This window comes from Burkholderia sp. BCC0044 (genome assembly GCF_902832955.1).
Classification (GTDB): domain Bacteria; phylum Pseudomonadota; class Gammaproteobacteria; order Burkholderiales; family Burkholderiaceae; genus Burkholderia.
In genome coordinates, this window is the sequence record NZ_CADFDO010000003.1 from 1,231,684 (window position 1) to 1,257,182 (window position 25,499).

Sequence of the window (25,499 nt, forward strand, 5' to 3'; positions counted from 1 at the left end):
GGCGGCGCGCATGCCGCCCGCGACGTTACGCGGCGACGAACTCGTGCACGTAACGGTTGAACACGGCGGGGCTCGCCGCATTCATCCCGTGCGATGCACCGGCAACCGTCTGCCGTTGCGCATGGCCGATCCACTGCGACAGCGTATCGACGTTGTGGCGGAACATCTTCGGGCTGCGCTGGCCGTCGATCAGCAGCGTGCGGCACGCGATATCGCCGGCCGTGTGCTGCGAATACGCGGGCAGCGGGTCGCGCAGCTGCTTCGGCAGCGTGCTCGCATTGTCGATCGCCATCGTGCGGAAGCGCGACGTGCTCTTCTTCCATGCGCCGGGCAGGCTCACCGAATCGACGAACATCTCGAGGCCGGCTTCGACTTCACCTTGATCGATCAGGTTCACGGCCTTCGTGCGCAGCGCGATCGCGGCGGCCGGCAGCGCGGCTTCGCGCACGCCCGGCTGTTGCAGCGGGCCGCCCGGATCGGCGAGCGTCAGCGATTCGACGAGGTGCGGATGCTGGCGCGCGACGTTGAACGCGACGCTGCCGCCGCGGGAATGGCCGACCAGATGCACGGGGCCGAGATCGAGCGCGTCGATGAATTCGGCGAGCTCGTCGACGTGGTTCTGCCAGCTGAACTCGTCCTGGATGCCCGCTTCGACGGCCGGCCAGTAGTGGCTCAGGCTCGGCGCGATGCAGCGGTAGTGCGTCGACAGCGCCGCCAGTTGCGGATCCCAATAGCGGTAGTCGCACAGCGAGCCGTGCACGAACACCATCGGCGCACCGCTGCCCCGCTCGACATACGGCAGGCTGATGCCTGACGAAAGCGTCGCAAATTGCAGGTCGGGGTTCGCGAGCACGGACGGCTCGATTCGCATGTTCATGACTGAAAGACTCAAAGGTGCGTCAACACGACGCAACTATGCATCACGGCGACCTGCAAGGAAAACGCATAATTTTCATCGTGACGATCAATTTTATTGATGGCTGCGCCGGAGACCCCTGTCGGAGCGTGGTCATGTGTCGAAGCCTTCAATCATCTGACGATTGATTGCGGTGCCGAAAGGGGCGTGCGGCGGCCTGCGCGCACGCGCTTTTGCATCAGAGCGGGGAAGGGGGCGCATCACCGCACCGTCAACGCCGGCACACCCTGAAGCTCGACAGGCAGGTCGTTGTCGGCCGCGAACTGCATCGCGAACTCGAATGCGTCCGCGCACACGCCACGCAATTCGTCCGACACGAACAGGCATTTGACGCCGCCGTCGACGACCGGCATCGCGAGCCGCGACAGCGCGCACGGATAGCCGGGCCGCCGTTCGCCGACGAACAGCGTGATGACGCCCGCGAGGCGCTCGGGCCAGTCGCTCGGGCGGAAGGTTTTCTGCGCGCGCGTGATGCCGCGGATCAGGTGGCCGGCGATACGGCCGTGTCCGGTTACTTCGATGCGATCCATGCTGTTGTGCGTGTCCTCGTGCGCGTCATTCGCCGCCGTCGGCCGCCGCGTCGCCGCGCGCGGGAATCCGCAGGTTGCGCAGCTTGTGATAGAGCGTTTTCTTCGGCATGCCGAGCGCCTCGCTCGCGTCCGCGACGTTGCCGTTGTGACGCCGCAGCATGTCCTCGATCAGCATCCGCTCGAAATACGCGAGCTGTTCCGCGAGCGTGCTGCCGGCCGTCGGCGTGCCGCCGGACGACAGCAGGCTGTCGCCGGTCAGCCCGAGCACGAAGCGGTCGGCCACGTTCTGCAGCTCGCGCACGTTGCCGGGCCACGCGTGCGTCATCAGTTCGGACACCTGCGCGGCGGTGACGACCGGCGCCGGTTGCCCGAAGCGCCGCGCGGCCGCGAGCACGAAATGCTCGAACAGCAGCGGCACGTCCTCGCGCCGCTCGCGCAGCGGCGGCAGCTCGATCTGCGCGACGTTGAGGCGATACAGCAAGTCCGCACGAAAGCGCCCGTCGGCCGCGAGTTCGGCGAGATCGGCCTTCGATGCGGCGACCACGCGGCAGTCGACCGGAATCAGGTCGTTCGCGCCGAGCCGCTCGACCACGCGTTCCTGCAGCACGCGCAGCATCTTGATCTGCAGCGTGATCGGCATCGTCTCGATCTCGTCGAGGAACAGCGTGCCGCCATCCGCCCATTCGATCTTGCCGATGCGCTTCTTGATCGCGCCGGTGAACGCGCCGGCCTCGTGGCCGAACAGTTCGCTCTCGAACACCTGCTCGGGCAGGCCGCCGCAGTTCAGCGCGACGAAATGCGCGTCGCGTCGGCTGCCGAAGTCGTGCAGGCTGCGCGCGATCAGCTCCTTGCCGGTGCCCGTCTCGCCGGTGATCAGCACCGACACCGACGTATCGGCGAGGCGCAAAATCTTCTTGCGCACGTCGGCCATCGCGGGCGACTTGCCGAGCACGAACGCCTCGATGCCCTGCCAGTTGTTCAGCGCCGCGCGCAAGCCCTGCACCTCGAGCGTCAGGCGGCGCTTCTCGACCGCACGCGCGACACGGCCGGCGATCACGTCCGACGAAAACGGCTTCTCGATGAAGTCGTACGCGCCGACCTGCATCGCGCCGACAGCCGTCGAGATGTCCGCATGGCCGCTGATCAGCACGACCGGAATCTGCGCATCGATGGCCATCACGCGGTCGAGCAGCTGCAGCCCGTCGATGCCAGGCATCCGCACGTCCGACACGATCACCACCGGCGCGCCGGGCGCGACATGCGCGAGCGCGTCGGCGGCCGACGCGAACGCGTCGACCGGGAACCCGGCGAGCGCGACGGCCTGCTCGACGCCGATCCGGACGTTTTCATCGTCCTCGACGACCAGCACCCGAATCTCATCTTCCATGCTCTGTCCTTTGTTGCGGCGTCGCCGCCGCGAATTCGATGGTGAACTGCGCGCCGCCTTCGTCGCGGTTCGTCGCGGCGATCTTCGCGCCGAACGCCTCGACGATGCGCGACGTGATCGCGAGGCCGAGCCCGAGGCCCTGGCCGCGCGGCTTGGTCGTGACGAACGGCTCGAACAGGTGCGGCAGCACGTCGGGCGCGATGCCGGCGCCGCTATCGGCCACCGTGAAGCGCACGCGGCCGTCGTCGTCCGGCCCGGCCGCGTCGATGACGATGCGGCGCACCGGCGCGTCGTGCACCGCGTCGAGCGCGTTGCCGAGCAGGTTCACGATCACCTGCTGCAACTGGCTCGATTCGGCCGAGACCGTCGTGCCGGGCGCGATGTTCACGTCGAGCCGCACGCCTTCGTCGCGAATCCGCGCATCGTAGATCAGCCGCGCATGCGCGACGGCCTCGTTCAGCGACACCGCGACGCGCTCGACGTCGGGCTTGCGCGCGAAGGTCTTCAACTCGCCGGTGAGCACGGCCATGCCGTCGACCAGCTTGCCGACGCGTTCGAGATTCGCGAGCGCCGGCGTGGGCTGGCCGCGCTCGAAGAACGTGCGCGCGTTGTCGCACAGCGTGCGGATCGCGACGAGCGGCTGGTTCAGCTCGTGCGTGAGGCCGGCGGCCATCTGTCCGAGCACCGCGAGCTTGCCCGCGTGCACGACTTCCTGCTGCGAATCGCGCAGCCGCTGCTCGGTCCGCTCGCGTTCGTCGATCTCGCGCTGCATCCGCTCGTTCGCGGCCGTCAGTGCGGCCGTGCGCTGCGCGACGGTCAGTTCGAGCCGGTCGTTCGCGCGGCGCAGCGCGTCCTGCGCGCTCAGCCGCGCGAGGATCGCCCGGCGGCGCTGAATCGCATAGCCGACCAGCAGCGCGACGATCAGGAACGCGCCGGTGACGAACACGAACGCCGTCTGCTGCTGGCGCCGCGCGCCCGCGATGTCGAGCAGCACCATCAGCGAATCGCCGGCCTGCGGCGCGGGGCGCGACATCACGAGATAGCGCGTGGTGCGGCCGGCGTGGCGCGGATCGGGGAAGGTGCCGAACCACGCGGCCGAGCTGCGGTCGCCGATGCGGCGATAGGGCAGCGCGTCGACGGTGCGTCCCGCGTACTGGCGCGACGCCTGGATGTCGCGCTGCTGCTGCGCGGTGATCGGGCGCAGCGCGGTGAATTTCCACGCGGGCTCGGTCGAGATCACGACCACGCCGTTGCTGTCGACGACCAGCGCGGCGACACCCGGCGCGCGCCACGCCGATTCGAGCGGGTCGACGCTGATCTTCACGGCGGCCACGCCGATCGGCGCGCCGTCGCTGCGCACCGCGCTCGCGAAGTAGACGCCCGGCACGCCGGTGTTGGTGCCGATCCCGAAGAAGCGGCCGCTGCCGCGCGCGAGCGCGTCCTTGAAGTACGGCCGGTACGACACGTTGGTGCCGACGAAGCTGATCGTCTCGTTCCAGTTGCTCGCGGCGATCACGTTGCCTTGCAGGTCGATCACGTCGACCGCGCCGCTGCCCGCGTCGCGGTTCACGGCTTCGAGATAGGTGTTCACCGCATGCACGAGCTCGGGTGCATCGTTCGGCGCGGCTTTCAGCATCGCGCGCACGCCGTCCTGCCGTGCGACGAGGCCGGGCAGGATCTCGAAGCGGCCGAGCTCGCTTTTCAAGCTCGACGCATACAGGTCGAGCCGGTGCGCGCCGGCTTCCTCGAGCGCGTCGATCGCGCGTTCCCACGCGAAATCGACGGCCGCGCCGGCCACGCCGACATACAGCACCGCGGCCGAGGCCCAGCCCCACCACGGGATTCCCTTGAAGCTCTTCTGCACGTTCGCCCTCATCGAAGCCCGCGATCGGCGTGAACCGCCATGGCCGCCCGGAACGACGCGCGCCGCGCGCCGGCCAAGGCCGGCGGCGGCGCGTGCGAAGCAGCCGGCGCGACGGTGCGCGCGGCCGCGCGTTATCCGAAGTGCGCGACCAGGATCAGCGTCACCGTGACGACGATCGCGCCGCCGATGCGGGTGGCGATCTGCGCGAACGGCATCAGCTGCATCCGGTTCGCGGCGGTCAGGATCGCGACGTCGCCGGTGCCGCCTTGCCCGCTGTGGCAGGCGTTCACGATTGCGGTGTCGATAGGGTACATCTTCAGCGTGCGGCCGACCACGAAACCGGTGCCCATCAGCGTCGCGACGGTCGACACGATCGTGACGACGTTGACGATCGTGAACGCGGCGGTCAGCTTGTCCCACGGTGTCATCGCGACGCCGATCGCGAACAGCAGCGGATACGTGACGGCGGTCGAGAAGAACTTGTAGACGACGAACGCGCCTTCCTGCAGCGGCGGCGACACCGCGCGCGCGAGCTTCACCAGCACCGCGAGGAACAGCATCGCGACCGGCGCGGGCAGGCCGAACAGCTTGTGCGCCATCAGGCCGACGAGGTACAGCGTGATCGCGGTGATGCCGGCGCCCGCGATGTGCGTGACGTCGACGTGGCCGCGGATCTCCTCGTTTTCCGGCGTCATGTCGCCGCTTTCGCCGACCTGCAGGCGGCCGTTGCCGGTCAGGTGCGGCAGGCGCTTGCCGAGCATGTCGAGCGCGCCCGACAGGATGATCGCGGTCAGGCTGCCGAGCATCACCGGCGGGAGCACCATCGCGAACATCTCGCCTTGCGGCAGGTGCATCAGTTCCGAATAGCCGATCGACAGCGGAATCGCGCCTTCGCCGACGCCGCCCGCCATGATCGGCACGACGATGTACAGCAGCGTGTGGCGCGCGCCGAGGCCGAGCGCGGTGCCGACCGCCGTGCCGACGATCGCCGCGGCGACCGAGCCGGCCGCGAGCGGAATGAAGATCTTCACGAAGCCCTGGATCAGCACGCGGCGATCCATGCTCAGGATGCTGCCGACGATGATCGACGCGATGAACAGGTACAGGAAGTTGGTCGACTTCGTGAATTCGACCGTCAGGTTCAGCACCGGCTTCGGCAGCACGTGGTAGTACGTGAGCGCCGACGGCACGAAGGTCGCGAAGATCGCCGCCGCGCCGATGTTGCGCAGCAGCGGCAGGCGCTTGCCGAGTTCGGCGCAGGTGAAGCCGAAGAACGCGAGGACGGCGATCGCCATCGAGATTTCGCCGGGCACCTTGCCCGTCACCGCGAAGCCGACGATCAGCCCGAACAGGATCACGTAGACCGGCAGCGGGATGATGCCGATGCGGATTTCCATCAGCTTCCACCAGCCTTCCGGCCAGAAGCGTTCGCGCGTGGCGGGACCGGCTTCGGCAATCGGCTCGGGATGGGACGGGGTATGGATAGAGGTCTGCAAGACGTGTCTCCTGATGTTTGGAATGCCTGCATCGCTTCGCGGCATCGTGTGCCGTCTATTACGCAACCCCCGTGCCAGAATTCCGACCCGCCGGAATATTTTTAATCCATTGATTCATAAGGGATTTATTTCGTCTGCGGAAAGGATTTTCCGCGCAGGCTGGCCGAGATTTCGGAATTCCCGGGGCGGCCAGGCCGAGATTTCGGCCTCATGGCGGCCCGGGCGCCCGGCCATGCCCGCCGCCCGACGTACCGTCCGCCATATCGCCGCGCGCGATTTTCTTCGCACAATCGCTTCGTAGACCGCCTTCCCGCCGCTCTCTATCATCGGCTGATCTTTTTCCGATGAAACGACGACTGTCCGGAGAACGCCCGCGCGTTCGCCGCGGCTTCGCTCAACCATCGATACCGTCTTTGGACAGGAGAGTGGTTCCCATGCTGCATCCCGTGTTTTCCGCCCGCTTTTCCGCCGGCCGAGTGGCCCGTCTCGCCCGCCTGCTGACGGCCGCGCTGCTCGGCGTCGTGCTGCTGAACGGCGCGCGCGCCGACACCGCGCCGCTGAAGGTCGGCATCTCGACCAGCCCGCAGATCGAGGCGCTGAAGATCGCCGCCAAGGAGGCGAAGGAGCAGGGCCTCGACGTGAAGATCGTCGAATTCACCGACTGGAATACGCCGAACGCGGCGCTCGCGAACAAGGACATCGACGTCAACTACTTCCAGCACATCCCGTTTCTCGAGAACGCGAAGAAGCAGGGCGGCTACAACTTCATCTCGATCGCGCCCGGCACGATCATGAAGATCGGCCTCTATTCGAAGAAGGTGAAAAGCTTCGCCGAGCTGAAGGACGGCGCGCGCGTCGCGATCGCGAACGATCCGGTCAACGGCGGGCGCGGGCTGTTGCTGCTGCAGCGCGCGGGGCTCATCACGCTGAAGCCGGGCGCCGACTACCGCGCGACCACGCACGACATCGTCGCCAACCCGAAGCACCTGAAGATCATCCCGCTCGAAGCGTCGCAGCTCGCGCGCTCGCTCGACGACGTCGATCTCGCGCAGGGCTACCCGAGCTTCATCAAGCTCGCCGGCACGACGGACCCGAACAGCGCGCTGCTGTTCGACGGCACCGAGAACAAGAACTTCGCGATCCAGTGGGTCGTGCGGCCCGAGAGCGCGAACGATCCGCGCATCCGCAAGTTCATCTCGATCTACCAGCACTCGCCGGCGGTGCGCCGTGCGCTCGACAACGCGTTCGGCTCGCTGTACGCGATCGCGTGGTGACGGAGGCGGCATGACGACGGCGAACCGCAAGAAGATCCTGCTCAACGCGTTCAACATGAACTGCGTCGGGCACATCAACCACGGGCTGTGGACGCATCCGCGCGACCGCTCCGCGCACTACACCGACCTCGACTACTGGGCCGATCTCGCGCGGACGCTCGAACGCGGCAAGTTCGACGGGATCTTTCTCGCGGACATCGTCGGCGTGTACGACGTGTTCGGCGGCGGCCCGGACGCCGCGCTGCGCGAATCGGTGCAGGTGCCCGTCAACGATCCGCTGCTGCTCGTGCCGGCGATGGCGCAGGTCACGCGGTATCTCGGCTTCGGCGTGACCGCGAACCTGACCTACGAGCCGCCGTACCTGTTCGCGCGCCGCATGTCGACGCTCGATCATCTGACGAAAGGGCGCGTGGGCTGGAACATCGTCACCGGCTACCTCGACAGCGCCGCGCGCGGGATGGGCCTCGCGCAGCAGATCGGTCACGACGACCGCTACGAGCGCGCGGACGACTACATGGACGTCGTCTACAAGCTGTGGGAACAGAGCTGGGACGACGACGCGGTGATTCGCGACGCGCAGGCGCGCGTGTTCGCGCAGCCGGGCAAGGTGCGGCGCGTGAAGCACGACGGGCCGTTCTATTCGATCGATGCGATTCATCTGAGCGAACCGTCGCTGCAACGCACGCCGGTGTTGTACCAGGCCGGCTCGTCCGCGCGCGGCGTCGAGTTCGCGGGCCGTCACGCGGAATGCGTGTTCGTGAACGGGCAGAGCAAGGCCGCGGCGCGCGCGGCGACGCTCGACATTCGTGCCGCCGCCGCACGGCAAGGGCGCGATCCGGCGTCGATCAAGATCTTTGCCGGCGTGAGCGTCGTGACGGCCGAGACCGAATTGCTCGCCCGCGAGAAGTTCGACGAGTACCGGCGCTACGCAAGCCCGGAAGCCGGCCTCGCGCATTTCGCGAGTTCGACCGGCATCGACTTCGCGAAATACGGCCTCGACGAGCCGATCTCGTATGTGAAGACCGATTCGATCCAGTCGGCCGTCGACGCGATCTCGCGCAAGAGCACGACCGGCACGTGGACCGTGCGCCGCATGCTCGAACAGATGTCGCTCGGCGGCCGCTATGCGCCGATCGTCGGTTCGCCGTCGCAGGTCGCGGACGAACTGCAGTCGTGGATCGACGAGACCGGCATCGACGGCTTCAACCTGACGCGCACCGTGATGCCCGAGTCGTTCGAGGATTTCGTCGACTGGGTCGTGCCCGAGCTGCAGAACCGCGGCGTCTACAAGGAAGACTACGATCCTGCGCCGACGCTGCGCGAGAAGCTGTTCGGCGCGGGCCCGCGCCTGCCCGCCTGGCATACCGGCGCGCAGCATCGGCCGGCGGCCGTAGCCGAACCCGCGCATCCCGCGCATGCCTGAACGTGACGGAGCGAAGCGATGACGCAATTGTTCGATACGCTGGGTTTCATCGAGGCATCGGCCGTGCGTGCCGGTGCCGGTGTCGGCGCAACGGCGCATGAGGAAACGGTCGTGCCGGCCGACGGCGCGGCTGTGTCGCTCGAACAGGTCGGCAAGGTGTTCGCGACACCGCGCGGCCACGCCGCTGCGCTGCGCGACGTGACGCTCGACGTGCGGCGCGGCGAGGTGTTCGGGATCATCGGCCGCAGCGGCGCCGGCAAGTCGACGCTGCTGCGGCTCCTGAACGGCCTCGAACGGCCGAGCTCGGGCCGCGTGCGCGTGCAGGGCGTCGACGTCGGCGCGCTCGACGAGGATGGCCTCGTCGCGTTGCGGCGCCGTACCGGGATGGTGTTCCAGCATTTCAACCTGCTGTCCGCGAAGACGGTGTTCGAGAACGCCGCGCTGCCGCTGAAGATCGCCGGCGTGCCGAAGGCCGAGCGCGTGCGCAAGGTCGAGGCGCTGCTCGATCTCGTCGGGCTCGCCGCGAAGCGCGATGCGTACCCGGCGAGCCTGTCGGGCGGGCAGAAGCAGCGGGTCGGCATTGCGCGTGCGCTCGTGCACGATCCCGAGGTGCTGCTGTGCGACGAAGCGACGTCGGCGCTCGATCCGGAAACCACGCAATCGATTCTCGCGCTGCTCGCGGACATCAATCGCCGCCTGGGGCTGACGATCGTGCTGATCACGCACGAGATGGAAGTGATCCGCGCGGTGTGCGACACGGTCGCGGTGATCGAACAGGGCGAAGTCGTCGAAACCGGCCCTGTGTGGCGCGTATTCGGCGATCCGCGCCACGGCGCGACGCGCGCGCTGCTGAGCACGCTGCAGCATGACCTGCCGGCCGAGCTGGCCGCGCGCGTGCGGCCGCTGCCCGAACAGGCCGCGCTGCCCGACGGCGCGCAGATCGTGCTCGACGTCCGCTATACGGGCGAGAGCGGCGGCGAGCCGGATGTCGGCGCCCTCGCGGCGGCGCTCGGCGGCTCCGTGCGGTTCCTGCACGGCGGTATCGAACGCATCCAGGGGCACGCGCAGGGGCGGCTCGTGATCGCGGCGACGCCGCGAGCGGATGACACCGGCCCGTCGGCCGCACGCGGCGGTGCGGTCGCCGCGTTGCTCGAACGTGCACGCCGTCATGCGAATCACGCGGAGGTGCTCGGCTATGTTTGACCTCTGGTGGCCCGAACTGCTCGACGCGATCCGCGACACGCTGTCGATGGTCGCCGCGTCGGCCGCGATCGCCGCGCTGATCGGCATCCCGCTCGCGGTGATCCTCGTGACCACCGCGCCCGGCGGCATCTACGCGCGGCGCGGCGTGAACGCGGTGCTCGGCGCGCTCGTCAACGTGTTCCGCTCGACGCCGTTCATCATCCTGCTGGTCGCGCTGCTGCCGTTCACGCGCGTGCTGATCGGTACGACGATCGGCGTGTGGGCGGCCGTCGTGCCGCTGTCGATCGCCGCGATTCCGTTCTTCGCGCGGATCGCCGAAGTGAGCCTGCGCGAAGTCGATCGCGGGTTGATCGAGGCCGCGCTCGCGATGGGCGCGAAGCGCCGCCACATCGTATGGCACGTGCTGTTACCCGAAGCGCTGCCCGGCATGCTCGGCGGCTTCACGATCACCGTCGTCGCGCTGATCGGCTCGACCGCGATGGCGGGCGCCGTCGGTGCGGGCGGCCTCGGCGATCTCGCGATCCGCTACGGCTATCAACGTTTCGACACTACCGTCATGGCGACCGTGATCGTGATCCTGATCGCGCTCGTCTCGGCCGTGCAAATCACGGGCGACCGCCTGGTCCGACGCGTGACCCGGCGTACCTGAGCGACGCCACAAGCGTCCGCTCGTTCCATTCCTGATCCTGAGAGAAAAACCATGACCTTGCCCATCGGCGCGCCGCGCGAATGGAACGGACAATTCGAGGAAGCGCTGTTTCTGGAGGTGGCGCGACGCCATCGTCCGGACTTCCCCGACAAGGTGGCGACGCCGCCGCGCGAGCCGCGCAACGACGACGAGCTGGCTGCCGTCGCCGACTACTACACGAAGATGGCGTCGCACGACCTGTTCATCGTGCAGGTCGTCGCGAAGGCGATCGACACGCTGTTCCGCGACGATCCGCATTTCCAGCTAATCTTGTCGCGCCAGCTCGGCGACGATGGCGCGCATGCGGTGATCGGCCGCGAACGCGTGACCGAACTGACCGGGCGCGATCCGCTGCCGGAAGTCGACCAGCTCGTCGCCGCGCACTGGGCGCGCATCGGCGATATCGCGGTGCGCGACGTCGCGGGCTTTCTCGCGTTCGAATGGCATTACGAGCTGCACATCCTCGCGAAGCTGTGGATCCAGCGCAAGACCGGCCGGATCGGCGACAGCGCGATGCGCGAGCACGGCGAGAACCGGATTCGCCCGGACGAGGAATGGCATCGCGTGCAGATCGTCCAGTGGTGGTTCGACACGCTGCAGGCGCTGCCGGTGGCCGAGCGCGACGCGCTGATCGATCGCGTGATCGCGGCCGACGAGGAGACCCAGGCGCGGCTCGACGGCTATCTGCACGACGAGTACGCGCATACCGCACTGGTGTTCGGCGCGGATATCGCCGAATATCGTGCGGTCTACGACGACTGGCGGCGCGAGATCCTGTCGCGACTGACCGGCCGTCAGCTTGGCGCGCTCGTGCCGCTGTCGGGCGAAACCGTTGAACAGGAAGCTGTCGCATGAACGATCCACGCGGCCCGGCGACGCTGGCGCCGGATACCGACACACCGGCCGTCGACCGCGCCGCGCTGGCGCGCGCGATCGATGCGCTGCGCGTGAGCGCCGCCGAGCGCGACCGCGCGGGCGGTCATGCCGCCCAGGAGAAGCAATGGCTCGCCGAGGCGGGCCTGCTGACGCTCGCGGTGCCGCGTGCGTTCGGCGGGCAGGAAGCGGCGTGGCCCGCGATCTACGACGTCATCCGGCAGGTCGCGCGAGTCGACAGTGCGCTCGCGCATCTGGTCGGTTTCCAGTGCCTGCAGGTGGTGAGCGTCGACGTGTGGGGCAACGCCGCGCAGCGCGAGCGCTACCTGCGCGGCACGGTCGACGGGCGCTGGTGGTGGGGCAACGCGGTCAATCCGCTCGATACGCGGCTCGTCGCGACGGCGACGCCCGACGGCGGCTACCGGCTCGACGGCGTGAAGGGCTTCTGTTCCGGCACGCGCGGCTCGCAGCGGATGACGGTGTCCGCGCACGATCCGGCCATCGGCCGCACCGTGTTCGGCGTCGTGCCGACCGATCGTGCGGGGATCACGGTCAACGACGACTGGGACCCGATCGGCCAGCGTCAGACCGACAGCGGCAGCGTGCGCTTCGACGGTGTGACGCTCGCGCCGGACGAAGTGCTGCACCGGTCGGAAGCGCCGCCGACGCCGCGCGCGACGCTGCGCACGCTCGTGTCGCAGCTCGTGCTGACGAACCTGTTCGTCGGCCTCGCGGAAGGCGCGCTGGCCGAGGCGCGCGACTACGTGCGCCAGCATGGCCGCCCGTGGATTCACTCCGACGTCGAGCGGGCCGAAGACGATCCGTACACGCTGCAGCGCTTCGGCGACATGCGCGTGCGCGCGGTTGCCGCGGCGGCGCTGGCCGATCGCGCGGCAAGCGCGTTGCAGCACGCGTGGGCGCGGCAGGATGCGCTGACTGCCGACGAACGCGCCGAAGTCGCGCTCGCGGTATCGGAAGCGAAGATCGTCGCGCAGCGCGCGGCGCTGGATAACGGCGAGGCGCTGTTCGATGCGTGCGGTGCGCGCGCGACGGCCGCGTCGCTCGGCCTCGACCGCTTCTGGCGGAACGCGCGCACGCATACGCTGCACGATCCGCTCGACTACCGGCTGCGCGACGTGGGCCGGTTCGCGCTGACGGGCGAGTTGCCGCCGGCGTCGCTCTATACGTAATGGGCAGCGGGGCAGTACCGGCACGGCGCCGCGTACTGCCTTCGCTATCAGCAAGCACATCGTTGAACGGCCCGCTGGACGTCCAAGATGATATGTTATATCGTAGCGATACAATATATCATCTCATCCCCAACGTCCTGTTCCGGAGTCGCCCGATGCGCCCCGCCCTTCATCCGTCCACGCGGCTTCCCGTGACCGTTCTGTCCGGCTTTCTCGGCGCGGGCAAGACGACGCTGCTCAACCACATCCTCAACAACCGGGAAGGCCGGCGCGTCGCGGTGATCGTCAACGACATGTCCGAGGTCAACATCGACGCCGCGCTCGTGCGCGACGGCGGCGCGGGGCTGTCGCGCACCGACGAGAAGCTGGTCGAGATGAGCAACGGCTGCATCTGCTGCACGTTGCGCGAGGATCTGCTGATCGAGGTCGACCGGCTCGCGCGCGAAGGGCGCTTCGATCAGCTCGTGATCGAATCGACCGGCATCTCGGAGCCGCTGCCGGTGGCCGAGACGTTCACGTTCGAAGGCGAGGATGGCCGGAGCCTCGGCGAAGTCGCGCGGCTCGACACGATGGTGACGGTGGTCGACGCGTTCAATTTCCTGCGCGATTACGCGTCGCGCGACAGCCTGCAATCGCGCGGCGAATCGATGGGCGACGAGGACGCACGCACGGTCGTCGATCTGCTGATCGACCAGATCGAGTTCTGCGACGTGCTCGTGATCAACAAGATCGACCTGATCGACGGCAGCGCGCGCGAGCGGCTGATTGCCTTGCTGCGCGGGCTGAACCCGCGTGCGCGGATCGAGATCGCCGAATTCGGCAAGGTGCCGCTGGAACGTGTGCTCGATACCGGCCTGTTCGACTTCGACGCGGCGTCGCGCGCGCCGGGCTGGTTGCAGGAGTTGCGCGGCACGCACACGCCGGAGACCGACGAATACGGGATCCGCAGCTTCGTCTATCGTGCGCGGCGGCCGTTCCATCCGCAGCGCTTCTTCGATCTCGTCGACAGCGAATGGCCGGGCGTCGTCCGCTCGAAGGGGTTCTTCTGGCTGGCCACGCATCCGACCGTCGCCGGTTCGTGGTCGCAGGCCGGCGCGGTCGCGCGGCACGGGCCGGCCGGCCACTGGTGGGCGGCCGTGCCGCCCGAGCGCTGGCCGCGGGACGCCGAAGCCGTCGCGCAGATCCGCGCGCGCTGGGACGAGCACGTCGGCGATGCACGCCAGGAACTCGTGCTGATCGGCATGGACATGGACGAGCCGGCGCTGCGCGCGCGCTTCGACGCGTGTCTGCTGACCGACGCCGAGATGGCGACCGGCCCCGAACACTGGATCACGTGGGACAACCCGTTTCGCGACTGGGCCTGACCTGACCGCGCGCTGCCTGCATCGATCCGGATGGCGTTTCTCGACACCTAGTTTCTCGACACCTAGATCGGCAGCCGCACCGTCTGCTTGATGCGCTTCAGCGGGATCTCGGTTTCGACGTTGCGTACGCCTTCGATCTGCGTGAGCGTCTCCATCTGGAAGCGCTGATAGTCGTCGAGATCCTTCGCGATCACGCGCAGCAGATAGTCGTAGCTGCCGGCCATCAGATGACATTCGAGCACTTCGGGCGCGTGCTCCATCTCGCGCGCAAAGCGCTCGACCGTCGTCTTGTCCTGGCGCTCCAGCGTGACGCGTACGAATGCCGTGAAGCGCAGCTCGACGGCTGCCGGGTTCAGCAACGCGACGTACGCGTCGATCACGCCCTGTTCCTCGAGCAGGTGAACGCGGCGCAGGCACGGCGTGGGCGACAGTCCGGCCTGTTGCGCGACGTCGGCGTTCGTCTGGTTCGAATTCTGCTGCAACGCACGCAGGATGCGTCGGTCGATCGCGTCCAGTTTGATTGGCATTTCTGGCTACCAATGAAGTTGATATTGGAGAATAACGCCAATCGTGACGCCATCGGTAGCCGAGTTTGCATCCAATCTCCACGGGAAGTTGCCGATAATCTGACGACTGCCACGGCCCGCAAGCGCGCGATTTGCGCCCGCCGCGGCGCCCCTTTCAGGAGATTCCCGATGCCGCACGTCGCCTGGTTGCCGTTCATGGCCACCTCCCTTCTGATCATCCTGACGCCCGGCCAGGACATGATTCTCGTGATGTCGCGCACGCTGTCCGGCGGCACGCGCGCGGGCATCGTGACCGCCGCGGGCGTCAGCGTCGGGTTGCTCGTGCACACGATGCTCGCGACGCTCGGGCTGGGCGCCCTTCTTCAGGCATCCGAATGGCTGTTCACGGCGCTGAAGGTAATCGGCGCCTTGTACCTGCTGTATCTCGGCATCACGCTGTTGCGTTCGTCGGGCGAATTGACGCTCGCGGCCAGCGGCGCCGCGCCGGCATCGCGGCTGCGGACGTTCGCGCAAGGCGCGCTGTCCAACGTGTCGAATCCGAAGGTCGCGCTTTTCTACCTGGCGTTCCTGCCGCAATTCGTTCCGGCGGGCGCCCCGCATCCGATGCTGTCGCTGTTCGTGCTGGGCGCGACGTTTGCGGGGCTGACGTTTCTCGTCAAGGGGCCGGTCGCGCTGTTCGCGGGCCTGCTGTCGGCGTCGATTCGCCGCAACCCGCGCATCCTGACGCGCATGCATCGCGTCAGCGGCGTGGTCTTGCTGGCGCTGGGCGTGAAGCTCGCGCTCGAACGCCGCTGATCGCGACCCCGGCGTCGGCACACTCGCCGGCGTTACTGCGCCGGCAACGCATCCGCCAGCGCCCGCATCGCGTCCACCGTTTCCGGGTTCGCCGGAAAGAACGCCTCGATCGCGAGTTCCGACAGCGTCACGTCGACCGGCGTGCCGAACACCGTCGTCGTGCTGAAGAACGTCAGCTCGCCGCTCGCCGTGCGTAGCCGCAGTGGCACGGCGATATCCGCGAAATCGGTGCGCGCGTGCGAATCGTCGGGCTGGCCGGCCGGCGCCGGGTACGCGGCGAGTTCGTCGCGCAGCGCATGCAGCGTGCGGTCGCCGCTCGCGTCGATCTGCCGCTGCAGCCGATGCAGGATATGCGCGCGCCATTCGTGCCAGTTGACGATCTGCGATGCGAGACCGTCCGGATGCAGGCTCAGCCGCAGCACGTTGACGGGCGGCTGCAGCAGCGCCGGATCGGCCTGCGCGACCAGCGTGCCGAGCATCCGGTTCGCCGCGAGCAGCGTCCAGTGGCGGTCCACCGCGAGCGCCGGATAAGGCTCGTGCCCGCGCAGCACGGCTTCGACCGCGTGACGCGCGGCATCCAGTTGCGGGTCCGAAAACGGCCGTTCGCGAAACAGCGGCGCGAAGCCGGCCGCGACGAGCAGCGCATTGCGTTCGCGCAGCGGCACGTCGAGGCGCTCGGCGAGATGCAGCACCATCTCGCGGCTCGGCTGCGCGCGACCCGATTCGACGAAGCTCAGGTGGCGCGCGGAGACTTCCGCATCGAGCGCGAGCGCCATCTGGCTCAGGCGCCGGCGTTGCCGCCACGTGCGCAGCAGCGGGCCGATGCCGGACGCGCGGCCGGCGGACGGAGGGAGCGAATGGAGGGCGGCGGTCGGGTTCATGGCCCAGATGATAGGCAATCCCGCGCCGCTTCGGCATTACCTGTGAGGTAAGCGCGCGCGCCGCCCCGGGCGTGCGCAGCCGCTGCGTTACCATAGCCCCCGTGCCACCTGAGAGGCGGCGCCGGACCCGCGACCACAACGCATGGGCCGGCCGCCGCGCACATCGACAACAAGGCATTCCAGGGGAATCCAACAATGAAAAAACTTGCCGTCCGGCTCGCCTGCGTGGCGATGCTCGCACTCGCCGCGACCCGCGGCCACGCGCAGACCGAAGCCGCGCAGGTGGAAATGAGGGCCGCCGCCGCGGCCGCCAACGAAGCGGTCGTGAAGGGGCCGACCGACATCGACGTCAAACACGAAGCCGTGCTGAAGCTGAAGGCCGGCGAATCGTTCGTGCCGGCCGCCGAAGCCGGCCGCTACCTGCGCTCGATGGGCAACTCGATCGACGAATCGAAGCTGGTCGGCCTCGTGCTGCCCGACGATCCGGACGCCGACTGGATCTCGGTCGTGTCGTTCGAGCCGAGCGGCTACATCCGCGACGACGACGCGAAGGACTGGAAGCCCGACGAGCTGCTGAAAAGCCTGCAGGCCGGCACCGAGGAAAACAACCCGGCGCGCAAGGAGCGCGGCCTGCCCGAAACCGAGGTGGTCGGCTGGGCGAAGGCGCCCGCGTACGACGCGGCCATGCACCGGCTCGTGTGGTCCGCGATCATCCGCGACAAGGGCGCGGCGCCGAATGCCGCGAACGACGGCGTGAACTACCGGACGCTCGTGCTCGGCCGCGACGGCTACCTGTCGCTGACGATGGCGTCGACGCTCGCCGACCTGCCGAAGTACAAGGCCTCGGCCGACGAACTGCTGTCGAACATCCGCTTCAACGACGGCAAGCGCTATGCCGATTTCAACCAGTCGACCGACCACGTCGCCGAGTACGGGCTCGCGGCGCTGATCGTCGGCGTCGGCGCGAAGAAGCTCGGCCTGCTCGCGCTGATCGGCGCGTTCGCGGTGAAGTTCTTCAAGATCGGCGCGGTCGCGCTGCTGGCCGGCGGCGCGGCGCTCAAGCGCTTCTTCGGGCGCAAGCCGAAGGCGGCCGCGGTGCCGGCCGTCGCCGGCGCAGCCGATGCAGCCGATGCAGCCGATGCAGTCGCCACGGAGCGCAAGGAATGACGAAGCTGTTGCTGCTGATCTTCGGCGGCCTGAAGCTCGGCAAGGTGCTCGTCTCGGCCGGCACGATGCTCGCGTCGATCGCGGTCTACGCGCTGTTCTACGGCTGGCGCTTCGCGGCCGGGTTCGTCGCGCTGCTGCTGGCGCACGAGGCTGGCCATTACGTCGCCGCGCAGCGGCGCGGGCTCGACGTCGGGCTGCCGACCTTCATCCCGTTCGTCGGCGCGTGGATCCAGTTGAAGGAGATGCCGCACGACGCGGAAACGGAAGCCTACGTCGGGCTCGCCGGGCCGTTCGTCGGCACGCTCGGCGCGCTGGCCTGCTATGCGGCCGCGCGCCACTACGACAGCAACCTGCTGCTCGCGCTGTCGTACACGGGTTTCTTCCTGAACCTGTTCAACATGATTCCGCTGTCGCCGTTCGACGGCGGGCGGATCACCGCGGTGCTGTCGCCGCGCATCTGGTTCGCGGGCGTGCCGGTGCTGATCGCGCTGTTCGCGTATCGACCGAGCCCGCTGCTGATCGTGATGGCGATCCTCGCGCTGCCGCAGTTGAAGCGCGCGTGGCGCTACGATCCCGACGCGCCTGAGAACCGCGTGTACTACGCGACGTCGATCGAGACGAAGACGACCTACGCGCTTTGCTACGTCGGCCTGCTCGCGTTCCTTGCGCTGATGACGTCCGGTGTGCACGACATGCTGCGCGTCGTGCATGCGTCGACCTGACGTCGATCCGATGCAAAAAACGGCGGCCGCGTAAAAAGCGGCCGCCGTTTTTTAAAGGCAGAACCTCACGCGTCGCGATGACGCAGTTCGACGCGCTTGATGTCCTTCACGATCACGAGATAGCTGAACACGGTGACGAGCGCGTTCAACCCGACGAACACCAGCGCGCCGTTGAACGAGCCGCTCGCGCCGACGAGGTAGCCGATCGCGATCGGCGCGACGATGCCGGCCGTGTTGCCGAACATGTTGAACAGGCTGCCCGACAGGCCGATCGCTTCCTTCGGCGCGGTGTCCGCGACGACGGCCCAGCCGAGCGAGCCGATCCCCTTGCCGAAGAACGACACGGCCATCAGCATGATGACGAGCGCTTCGCTGTCGACGTAGTTGCAGCCGATGATGACCATCGACAGCAGCATCCCGCCGACGATCGGGATCTTGCGTGCGAGCGTCAGCGATACGCCGCGGCGGATCAGCATGTCCGACAGCATCCCGCCGAGCACGCCGCCGAGGAACCCGCAGATCGCCGGCAGCGACGTCATGAAGCCGGCCTTCAGCAGCGACATGCCGCGCGCCTGAACGAGGTAGATCGGGAACCACGTGAGGAAGAAGTACGTGAGCACGTTCACGCAATACTGGCCGAGGTACACGCCGATCAGCATGCGGTTCGACAGCAACTGGCGCACGTAGTACCAGCCCGCCACGCGGCTGCCTTCGGCAGCGCCACCGCCGCTACCGCGCGCGCCGGTCGCCCCGCCCGTCGACTGCACGAGGCCGCCACCCTGCTCGATGTGGTCGAGTTCCGCGCGGTTCACGGCCGGATGGTCGGCCGGGTCCTTCATCACGCGCAACCACAGGAACGCGAGCGCGATGCCGGCCAGGCCGAGCCACAGGTACACATGGTGCCAGCCGTACGCATGCGTGAGCCACGCCATCAGCGGCGAGAACACCACGGCCGCGAAGTACTGCGCGGCGTTGAAGATTGCCGACGCGGTGCCGCGCTCGGCGGTCGGGAACCAGCTCGCGACGACCTTCGCGTTTGCCGGAAACGCGGGCGCTTCCGCGATGCCGACCGCGAAGCGCATCGCGAACAGCGCGGCGACCGCGAACGCGGCGCTGCCGCCGAGGCCGATCGTGCTCTGCAGCAGCGTGAACGCCGACCACAGGAAGATGCTCGCCGCATACACGCGCCGCGCGCCGAAGCGGTCGAGCAGCCAGCCGCTCGGCAGTTGCGCGAGCACGTACGCCCAGCTGAACGCCGAGAAGATGTAGCCCATCGTCACCGGATCGATGCCGAACGCCTGGCGGATCGGCGTGCCGGTGATCGACAGCGTCGCGCGGTCCGCGTAGTTGAGCGTCGTGACGACGAACAGCATCGCCAGGATCCAGTAGCGCACGGCGGTTCGGCGCGCGGTGCGCGCGAGGTCGAGCGGAAGATCGCGAGGGGAGGTCTGATGGGTCACTTTAAATGTACGTCGTCGTATGACATGAGCGAAAGTTTATTGAGAATGCTCGAATTCAGAAACCTCGGGTTTTCCCTTTGAAGGTAGTCGTCACAGTGTGGGAAGGTTGTGATTTACTGGCTGGACAAGGCTTTCGGATGTATCGTCGGCGCCCTCGCAGGCGGCGAAAATGCCGCGATGCCGTCGGCAGACATCGTATCTGTTGAGCTACAATGAGCAATCCATTCCCGAACCACGGAGCACACCCTATGCAACTGACAGGAGAGATGCTGATCGGCGCCGAAGCGGTGGCCGGCTCGGCAGGCACCTTGCTGGCGTTCGACCCGACGAAGGGCGCGCCGATCGAGGCCCCGGCGTTCGGCGTCGCGACCCAGGCCGACGTCGAACGCGCGTGCGAACTCGCACGCGACGCGTTCGATGCGTACCGCACGCAGCCGCTCGCGGCCCGCGCGGCGTTTCTCGAAGCGATCGCCGATGAAATCGTCGCGCTCGGCGATGCGCTGATCGAACGCGCGCATGCCGAAACGGGCCTGCCCGTCGCACGGCTGCAGGGCGAGCGCGGCCGGACCGTCGGCCAGCTTCGGCTGTTCGCACGCGTCGTGCGCGACGGGCGCTTCCTCGCCGCGTCGATCGATCCCGCGCAGCCCGCGCGCACGCCGCTGCCGCGCTCGGACCTGCGGCTGCAGAAAGTCGCGCTCGGGCCCGTCGCCGTGTTCGGCGCGAGCAATTTCCCGCTGGCGTTCTCGGTGGCCGGCGGCGATACCGCGTCGGCACTCGCGGCCGGCTGCCCGGTGATCGTGAAGGCGCACGAGGCGCACCTCGGCACGTCCGAGCTGGTCGGCCGCGCGATTCGCGCCGCGGTCGCGAAAACCGGCATGCCGGCCGGCGTGTTCTCGCTGCTGGTTGGCCCCGGCCGGTTGATCGGCGCGGCGCTGGTCAGCCATCCGGCGATCCAGGCCGTCGGTTTCACCGGTTCGCGGCAAGGCGGGATGGCGCTCGTGCAGCTCGCGAACGCGCGCCCGCAGCCGATTCCCGTCTACGCGGAAATGAGCAGCATCAACCCGGTCGTGCTGTTCCCGGCCGCGCTGGCCGCGCGCGGCGACGCGATCGCGACGGGCTTCGTCGATTCGCTGACGCTCGGCGTCGGCCAGTTCTGTACGAACCCGGGCCTCGTGCTCGCGATCGACGGCCCCGATCTCGACCGCTTCGAGACGGTCGCCGCGCAGGCGCTCGCGAAGAAGCCGGCTGGCGTGATGCTCACGCGCGGCATCGCCGATGCGTACCGCAACGGCCGCGGCAAGCTGGCCGAACTGCCGGGCGTGCGCGAAATCGGCGCGGGCGAGGCCGCGCAGACCGACTGCCAGGCGGGCGGCGCGCTGTACGAAGTCGGCGCGCAGGCGTTCCTGGCCGAACCGGCGTTCGGCCACGAGATGTTCGGGCCGGCGTCGCTGATCGTGCGCTGCCGCGATCTCGACGAAGTCGCGCGCGTGCTCGACGCGCTCGAAGGCCAGTTGACGGCCACGCTGCAGATCGATGCCGACGACAAGCCGCTCGCGCGCCGGCTGCTGCCGATCCTCGAACGCAAGGCCGGCCGCCTGCTGGTCAACGGTTACCCGACCGGCGTCGAGGTGTGCGATGCGATGGTGCACGGCGGCCCGTTCCCCGCGACGTCGAACCCGGCCGTCACGTCGGTCGGCGCGACCGCGATCGAGCGTTTCCTGCGGCCGGTGTGCTATCAGGACTTCCCGGACGACCTGCTGCCCGAAGGGCTGCAGGAAGGCAATCCGCTCGCGATTCCGCGGCTGCGGGACGGCAAGGCGGAGTGACGATGGGGCGGGGCGGCTGAACGGATCGTTTCCGTTCCGGCGGCTGCAGGTGCCGCCGCCACGCCGTCCCCGCTACGCCTTTTTCGCATAGGCGCTGCACCAGCCTTTTGCATTGACCTGCTTGCCGCTGAAAATGGCGCACGGCGCCATCGCGACGCCGGGCTTGCCCTGGAAGAACTGGCAGCTCGCACAGGCCTGGCCCGCCTGAAATTGCGGGAACTTCGCATGGTCGACCCGGCTTGCGTCGGTCTTGTAGCCGAGGGCCTGCGCATTTGCATCGGATTCCTGCACGACCCCGGCACCGGCCTCTGCCGACGCCGCGCGGCGCCCCAGCGACAGCCCGGATACCAGCGCGGTGGTGGCCGCAATAAAACGTCGGCGTGAAAACTTCATGGCGTTCTCCTTCATGTTGGCGTGAATGGATTACCCGACGTCATCCGGCCCATCGTGATGCGACGCATGGGTCGCCGGAGGAAGCGGGCGGCGCAGCGATCAGTGGAAGAAGAGCGTCCGCATGCCGAAGGTGTGATGCGCTTCGGCGGCCATCAGTACCATGAGCACCAGCAGGCACAGAGGCGGTATCAGGATCGCGTACACCAGCGCCAGCCGCTCCCACATCATGTGCATGAAAATCGACACGATCAGCCCGGCCTTCGCGATCATGAACACGACGATCAGCGTCCAGCGCAGCAGGCCGTGCACATGGAAGTAATCCACCAGGTACGACATCGTGCTCAGCACGAACAGCAGGCCCCAGATCTTCAGGTAGAGACCGATCGGATGCTGCTGGCCGTGGGTGGCGTCGGGTCGACGGGCGGAATCGGTGTGGTCCATGATCTGCCTCACCACAAATAGAACAGCGCGAAGATGAACACCCACACCAGGTCGACGAAGTGCCAGTACAAGCCGGCAATCTCGACGATCTGGAAGTTGCCGTGCTCGATGAACCCCGGCCGAAGGATCTTGCGCGCGATCAGCAGCAGGTAGATCACGCCGCAGGTCACGTGAAAGCCGTGGAACCCGGTGATCATGAAGAAGCACGCGCCGAACTGCGCGGCGCCGAGCGGGTTGCCCCACGGGCGGATGCCTTCATGGGCGATCAGCTTGGTCCATTCGAAGGCCTGCATCGACACGAAGGTCGCGCCCAGCAGCGCGGTCGCCAGCAACAGGGCCGCGGCGCGCGTGGCGTCGCGCCGGTAGCCGAAATTGACGGCCATCGCCATGGTGCCGCTGCTGGTGATCAGCGTGAACGTCATGATCGCGATCAGCAGCAGCGGCACTTCCACGCCGCCCACGGTGAGCCCGAACACCCTGGAAGGATCGGGCCACGGCACCGTGGTCGACATGCGCACCGTCATGTAGCCGATCAGGAAACTGCTGAAGACGAAGGTGTCCGACAGCAGGAAGATCCACATCATCGCCTTGCCCCACGGCACCTTGAAGGCGGCGCGATCGGCCGACCAGTCGGTGACGATGCCGCGCCAGCCGTCGGGCCCGGCATCGGTGGCCGCGGGCGCGGCGGACTCGGGCGGGAGCGTGGGCGAGGTCATGGCGCGGCTCCATACAATGGCCCGCAGAGGGCGGCGACGATCCCGGGGGTGAGCCACGACATCGCCGCCATCAGCGCGAGCCAGATCGCCAGCAGGAAATGCCAGTACATCGCGCACAGCGTGATGGCCCGCTGGGCCTGGAACGGGTCCGCGCGCCGCAGATGCGCGATCGTCGACGCGCACGCCGCGAGCCCGCCCAGCACGTGCACGCCGTGCAGGCCGGTGAGCAGGTAGAGAAAGCTGTTGGACGGATTGACGGCGACGGTCTGCCCGGCCGCCGCCAGCACGCGCCATGCGAGCAGTTGCCCGATCACGAACACGGCTGCCAGCACGCCGCCGGCCGCCAGCCACGCCGCGCGGTGCAACGCCATCTGCCGCGCACGCTGCATGGCGACGCTTGCCAGCACCAGCGCGCCGGTGTTCCACCACAGCAACGCCGGATGCGGGATCGGCTGCCAGTCGGGCTCGCGCATGCGCATGCCATAGGCGAGCAGCAGCAATGAAAACAACGCCGTCGCCACCGCCATGAAGACGAACAGGCCGATGCGGCTCGCATTCGGCAAGACCGGGCGCGAGTCGGGAACGAAGGGGCGTGGCAGCGTGGTCATTCGCGCACCTCGCCGGGTTGCAGCGTCGGACGGGCCGGTTCAGGCGCCGCCTCGGGCGGCTGGTTTTGCGGGACGAAGTCTTCCGCGCGCCCCGGCGGGCTGTATTCGTATGCCCAGCGATAGACGACGGGCAGCTCGGCGCCCCAGTTGCCGTGCGCGGGCGGCGTTTGCGGCGTCTGCCATTCCAGCGTGGTGGCCCGCCACGGATTGCCGTCGGCACGCTTGCCGCGCACGAGGCTCCACGCCAGGTTGTAGAGGAACAGCAACTGCGCGACCGCGACGATCAGCGCAACGACGGTGATGAATGCGTTGAGGGTCTGCGCCGAATGGGGAATGAAGCTGTAGCCGTCATACGCGTAATACCGCCGCGGCATGCCCATGAGGCCGAGATAGTGCATCGGGAAGTAGATCGCATAGGTGCCGACGAAGGTGATCCAGAAGTGCGCGCGCCCGAGCCTGTCGTCGAGCATGCGGCCCGTTACCTTCGGATACCAGTGGTAGATGCCGCCGAACACCACCAGGATCGGCGACACGGCCATCACCATATGGAAGTGCGCGACCACGAAGTACGTATTCGACAGCGGAATGTCCACGCTCACGTTGCCGAGGTAGAGGCCGGTCAGCCCGCCCAGCACGAAGGTGCTGATGAAGCCGATCGCGAACAGCATCGGCACGGTCAGGTGGATATCGCCGCGCCACAGCGTCAGCACCCAGTTGTAGACCTTGAGGGCGGTCGGGACCGCGATGATGAGCGTGGTGGTGGCGAAGAAGAAGCCGAAGTACGGGTTCATGCCGGAGATGAACATGTGGTGGGCCCAGACCACGAAGCTCAGCACGCCGATGATGACGATCGCCCACACCATCATCCGGTAGCCGAAGATATTCTTGCGCGCGTGCGTGCTGATCAGATCCGACACGATCCCGAAGGCCGGCAGCGCGACGATGTAGACCTCCGGATGCCCGAAGAACCAGAACAGGTGCTGGAACAGCAGCGGGCTGCCGCCGGCATGCTTGAGCGTCTGCCCCATCGACACCACGGCCGGCATGAAGAAGCTGGTGCCGAGCGTCCTGTCGAGCAGCATCATCACCGCCGACACGAACAGTGCCGGAAACGCGAGCAGCGCCAGGATGGTCGCGACGAAGATGCCCCACACCGTGAGCGGCATGCGCATGAGCGTCATGCCGCGCGTGCGCGCCTGCAGCGTGGTGGTGACGTAATTCAGGCCGCCCATCGTGGCCGCGACGATGAAGATCGCCAGCGACACCAGCATCAGCACGATGCCCCATTCCACGCCCGGCGTGCCCGGCAGGATGGCCTGCGGCGGATACAGCGTCCAGCCCGCGCCGGTCGGCCCGCCCGGCACGAAGAAGCTCGCCACCAGCACCAGCACGGCCAGCAGGTAGACCCAGAAGCTCAACATGTTCAGAAACGGGAACACCATGTCGCGCGCGCCCAGCATCAGCGGGATCAGGTAGTTGCCGAAGCCGCCCAGGAACAGCGCCGTCAGCAGGTAGATCACCATGATCATCCCGTGCATGGTGACGAACTGGTAGTAATGGTTGGCGTCGATGAAACTGAACTTGCCGGGAAAGCCGAGCTGCAACCGCATCAGGTCCGACAACACGAGGCCGACCAGGCCGATGGCGATGGCCGTCAGCGCATACTGCACGGCGATGACCTTGTGGTCCTGGCTCCAGACATAGCGGGTCCAGAAGCTGTGCGGGGCGTGATCGGTGTGCGCGTAGGTCATGGCG

Annotated in this window: 24 protein-coding genes; 11 read left to right on the forward strand and 13 right to left on the reverse strand. The window is 67.8% G+C overall.

Going from position 1 to position 25,499, the window contains the following annotated elements; genetic code table 11:
- Nucleotides 1-25: 25 nt before the first annotated feature.
- From HWX14_RS22555 to HWX14_RS22575, 5 genes are all read right to left on the reverse strand, one after another.
- Nucleotides 26-877, reverse strand: a complete 852-nt coding sequence (locus tag HWX14_RS22555) for an alpha/beta hydrolase (protein WP_175884563.1) — start codon at nucleotides 875-877, stop codon at nucleotides 26-28.
- A 239-nt stretch (nucleotides 878-1,116) separates the two neighbouring features.
- Entirely contained in the window at nucleotides 1,117-1,446 is a 330-nt protein-coding gene (locus HWX14_RS22560) for a DUF3579 domain-containing protein (RefSeq protein ID WP_175884564.1), read from the reverse strand.
- A gap of 25 nt (nucleotides 1,447-1,471) precedes the next feature.
- Nucleotides 1,472-2,833 carry a sigma-54 dependent transcriptional regulator gene (locus HWX14_RS22565; RefSeq protein WP_175884565.1) on the reverse strand — a complete coding sequence of 454 codons (1,362 nt, stop codon included), beginning with the start codon at nucleotides 2,831-2,833 and terminating at the stop codon, nucleotides 1,472-1,474.
- Entirely contained in the window at nucleotides 2,823-4,709 is a 1,887-nt protein-coding gene (locus tag HWX14_RS22570; RefSeq protein ID WP_175884566.1) for an ATP-binding protein, read from the reverse strand. The genes HWX14_RS22565 and HWX14_RS22570 overlap by 11 nt, the downstream gene beginning before the upstream one ends.
- A gap of 119 nt (nucleotides 4,710-4,828) precedes the next feature.
- Complete coding sequence (locus HWX14_RS22575; RefSeq protein ID WP_175884567.1) at nucleotides 4,829-6,193, reverse strand: 2-hydroxycarboxylate transporter family protein; 1,365 nt, start codon at nucleotides 6,191-6,193, stop codon at nucleotides 4,829-4,831.
- A gap of 434 nt (nucleotides 6,194-6,627) precedes the next feature.
- Here HWX14_RS22575 and HWX14_RS22580 point away from each other — a divergent pair, with 434 nt between their 5' ends.
- The 7 genes from HWX14_RS22580 (at nucleotide 6,628) to zigA (ending at nucleotide 14,208) form a co-directional block, all read left to right on the forward strand.
- The gene (locus tag HWX14_RS22580) at nucleotides 6,628-7,467 is read left to right on the forward strand and encodes a MetQ/NlpA family ABC transporter substrate-binding protein (RefSeq protein ID WP_074805377.1); all 840 of its coding nucleotides are present in this window, start codon (nucleotides 6,628-6,630) and stop codon (nucleotides 7,465-7,467) included.
- Nucleotides 7,468-7,477: 10 nt separating this feature from the next.
- Nucleotides 7,478-8,890: an LLM class flavin-dependent oxidoreductase gene (locus HWX14_RS22585; RefSeq protein ID WP_175884568.1), complete on the forward strand. Its 1,413-nt coding sequence runs from the start codon at nucleotides 7,478-7,480 to the stop codon at nucleotides 8,888-8,890.
- Between the two features lie 18 nt (nucleotides 8,891-8,908).
- Nucleotides 8,909-10,093: an ATP-binding cassette domain-containing protein gene (locus HWX14_RS22590; protein ID WP_175884569.1), complete on the forward strand. Its 1,185-nt coding sequence runs from the start codon at nucleotides 8,909-8,911 to the stop codon at nucleotides 10,091-10,093.
- Nucleotides 10,086-10,742, forward strand: a complete 657-nt coding sequence (locus HWX14_RS22595) for a methionine ABC transporter permease (RefSeq protein ID WP_006491339.1) — start codon at nucleotides 10,086-10,088, stop codon at nucleotides 10,740-10,742. Before HWX14_RS22590 ends, HWX14_RS22595 begins: the two co-directional genes overlap by 8 nt.
- 51 nt (nucleotides 10,743-10,793) lie before the next feature.
- A complete protein-coding gene (locus HWX14_RS22600) occupies nucleotides 10,794-11,636 on the forward strand; it encodes a hypothetical protein (RefSeq protein WP_175884570.1) in 843 nt (280 codons plus the stop codon).
- Nucleotides 11,633-12,844 carry an acyl-CoA dehydrogenase family protein gene (locus HWX14_RS22605; protein WP_175884571.1) on the forward strand — a complete coding sequence of 404 codons (1,212 nt, stop codon included), beginning with the start codon at nucleotides 11,633-11,635 and terminating at the stop codon, nucleotides 12,842-12,844. The genes HWX14_RS22600 and HWX14_RS22605 overlap by 4 nt, the downstream gene beginning before the upstream one ends.
- 155 nt (nucleotides 12,845-12,999) lie before the next feature.
- Entirely contained in the window at nucleotides 13,000-14,208 is a 1,209-nt protein-coding gene (gene zigA / locus HWX14_RS22610) for a zinc metallochaperone GTPase ZigA (protein ID WP_208456188.1), read from the forward strand.
- A gap of 62 nt (nucleotides 14,209-14,270) precedes the next feature.
- Here zigA and HWX14_RS22615 read toward each other — a convergent pair whose 3' ends face one another.
- A complete protein-coding gene (locus tag HWX14_RS22615; RefSeq protein WP_175884572.1) occupies nucleotides 14,271-14,735 on the reverse strand; it encodes an Lrp/AsnC family transcriptional regulator in 465 nt (154 codons plus the stop codon).
- A gap of 168 nt (nucleotides 14,736-14,903) precedes the next feature.
- Between HWX14_RS22615 and HWX14_RS22620 the strand changes: the two genes are divergently transcribed.
- Nucleotides 14,904-15,530, forward strand: coding sequence for a LysE family translocator (locus HWX14_RS22620; RefSeq protein WP_175884573.1), 627 nt, complete (start codon nucleotides 14,904-14,906; stop codon nucleotides 15,528-15,530).
- A gap of 32 nt (nucleotides 15,531-15,562) precedes the next feature.
- On the opposite strand, the gene HWX14_RS22625 is transcribed toward HWX14_RS22620, so the two are convergent.
- Nucleotides 15,563-16,411, reverse strand: coding sequence for a helix-turn-helix transcriptional regulator (locus HWX14_RS22625; RefSeq protein WP_175884574.1), 849 nt, complete (start codon nucleotides 16,409-16,411; stop codon nucleotides 15,563-15,565).
- 195 nt (nucleotides 16,412-16,606) lie between these two features.
- On the opposite strand from HWX14_RS22625, the gene HWX14_RS22630 reads away from it, so the two are divergent.
- Both HWX14_RS22630 and HWX14_RS22635 read left to right on the forward strand, forming a co-directional pair.
- On the forward strand, nucleotides 16,607-17,578 hold the full coding sequence (locus HWX14_RS22630; protein ID WP_175884575.1) for a DUF2167 domain-containing protein: 972 nt from the start codon (nucleotides 16,607-16,609) through the stop codon (nucleotides 17,576-17,578).
- Complete coding sequence (locus HWX14_RS22635; RefSeq protein WP_175884576.1) at nucleotides 17,575-18,300, forward strand: site-2 protease family protein; 726 nt, start codon at nucleotides 17,575-17,577, stop codon at nucleotides 18,298-18,300. The genes HWX14_RS22630 and HWX14_RS22635 overlap by 4 nt, the downstream gene beginning before the upstream one ends.
- A gap of 65 nt (nucleotides 18,301-18,365) precedes the next feature.
- Here the strand turns inward: HWX14_RS22635 and HWX14_RS22640 are convergent, their stop codons facing one another.
- Nucleotides 18,366-19,760, reverse strand: a complete 1,395-nt coding sequence (locus HWX14_RS22640; protein WP_175884577.1) for an MFS transporter — start codon at nucleotides 19,758-19,760, stop codon at nucleotides 18,366-18,368.
- A 248-nt stretch (nucleotides 19,761-20,008) separates the two neighbouring features.
- On the opposite strand from HWX14_RS22640, the gene HWX14_RS22645 reads away from it, so the two are divergent.
- On the forward strand, nucleotides 20,009-21,586 hold the full coding sequence (locus HWX14_RS22645; RefSeq protein ID WP_175884578.1) for an aldehyde dehydrogenase (NADP(+)): 1,578 nt from the start codon (nucleotides 20,009-20,011) through the stop codon (nucleotides 21,584-21,586).
- Between the two features lie 72 nt (nucleotides 21,587-21,658).
- Here the strand turns inward: HWX14_RS22645 and HWX14_RS22650 are convergent, their stop codons facing one another.
- The 5 genes from HWX14_RS22650 to ctaD all read right to left on the reverse strand — a co-directional run bounded on the left by HWX14_RS22650 (nucleotide 21,659) and on the right by ctaD (nucleotide 25,495).
- A complete protein-coding gene (locus tag HWX14_RS22650) occupies nucleotides 21,659-21,979 on the reverse strand; it encodes a high-potential iron-sulfur protein (RefSeq protein ID WP_175884579.1) in 321 nt (106 codons plus the stop codon).
- A 99-nt stretch (nucleotides 21,980-22,078) separates the two neighbouring features.
- Nucleotides 22,079-22,420 carry a cytochrome C oxidase subunit IV family protein gene (locus HWX14_RS22655; RefSeq protein WP_175884580.1) on the reverse strand — a complete coding sequence of 114 codons (342 nt, stop codon included), beginning with the start codon at nucleotides 22,418-22,420 and terminating at the stop codon, nucleotides 22,079-22,081.
- 8 nt (nucleotides 22,421-22,428) lie between these two features.
- Nucleotides 22,429-23,136, reverse strand: a complete 708-nt coding sequence (locus HWX14_RS22660; RefSeq protein WP_175884581.1) for a heme-copper oxidase subunit III family protein — start codon at nucleotides 23,134-23,136, stop codon at nucleotides 22,429-22,431.
- Nucleotides 23,133-23,744: a cytochrome c oxidase subunit 3 gene (locus tag HWX14_RS22665; RefSeq protein ID WP_175884582.1), complete on the reverse strand. Its 612-nt coding sequence runs from the start codon at nucleotides 23,742-23,744 to the stop codon at nucleotides 23,133-23,135. The genes HWX14_RS22660 and HWX14_RS22665 overlap by 4 nt, the downstream gene beginning before the upstream one ends.
- A complete protein-coding gene (gene ctaD, locus HWX14_RS22670; protein WP_175884583.1) occupies nucleotides 23,741-25,495 on the reverse strand; it encodes a cytochrome c oxidase subunit I in 1,755 nt (584 codons plus the stop codon). Before ctaD ends, HWX14_RS22665 begins: the two co-directional genes overlap by 4 nt.
- Nucleotides 25,496-25,499: the final 4 nt, after the last annotated feature.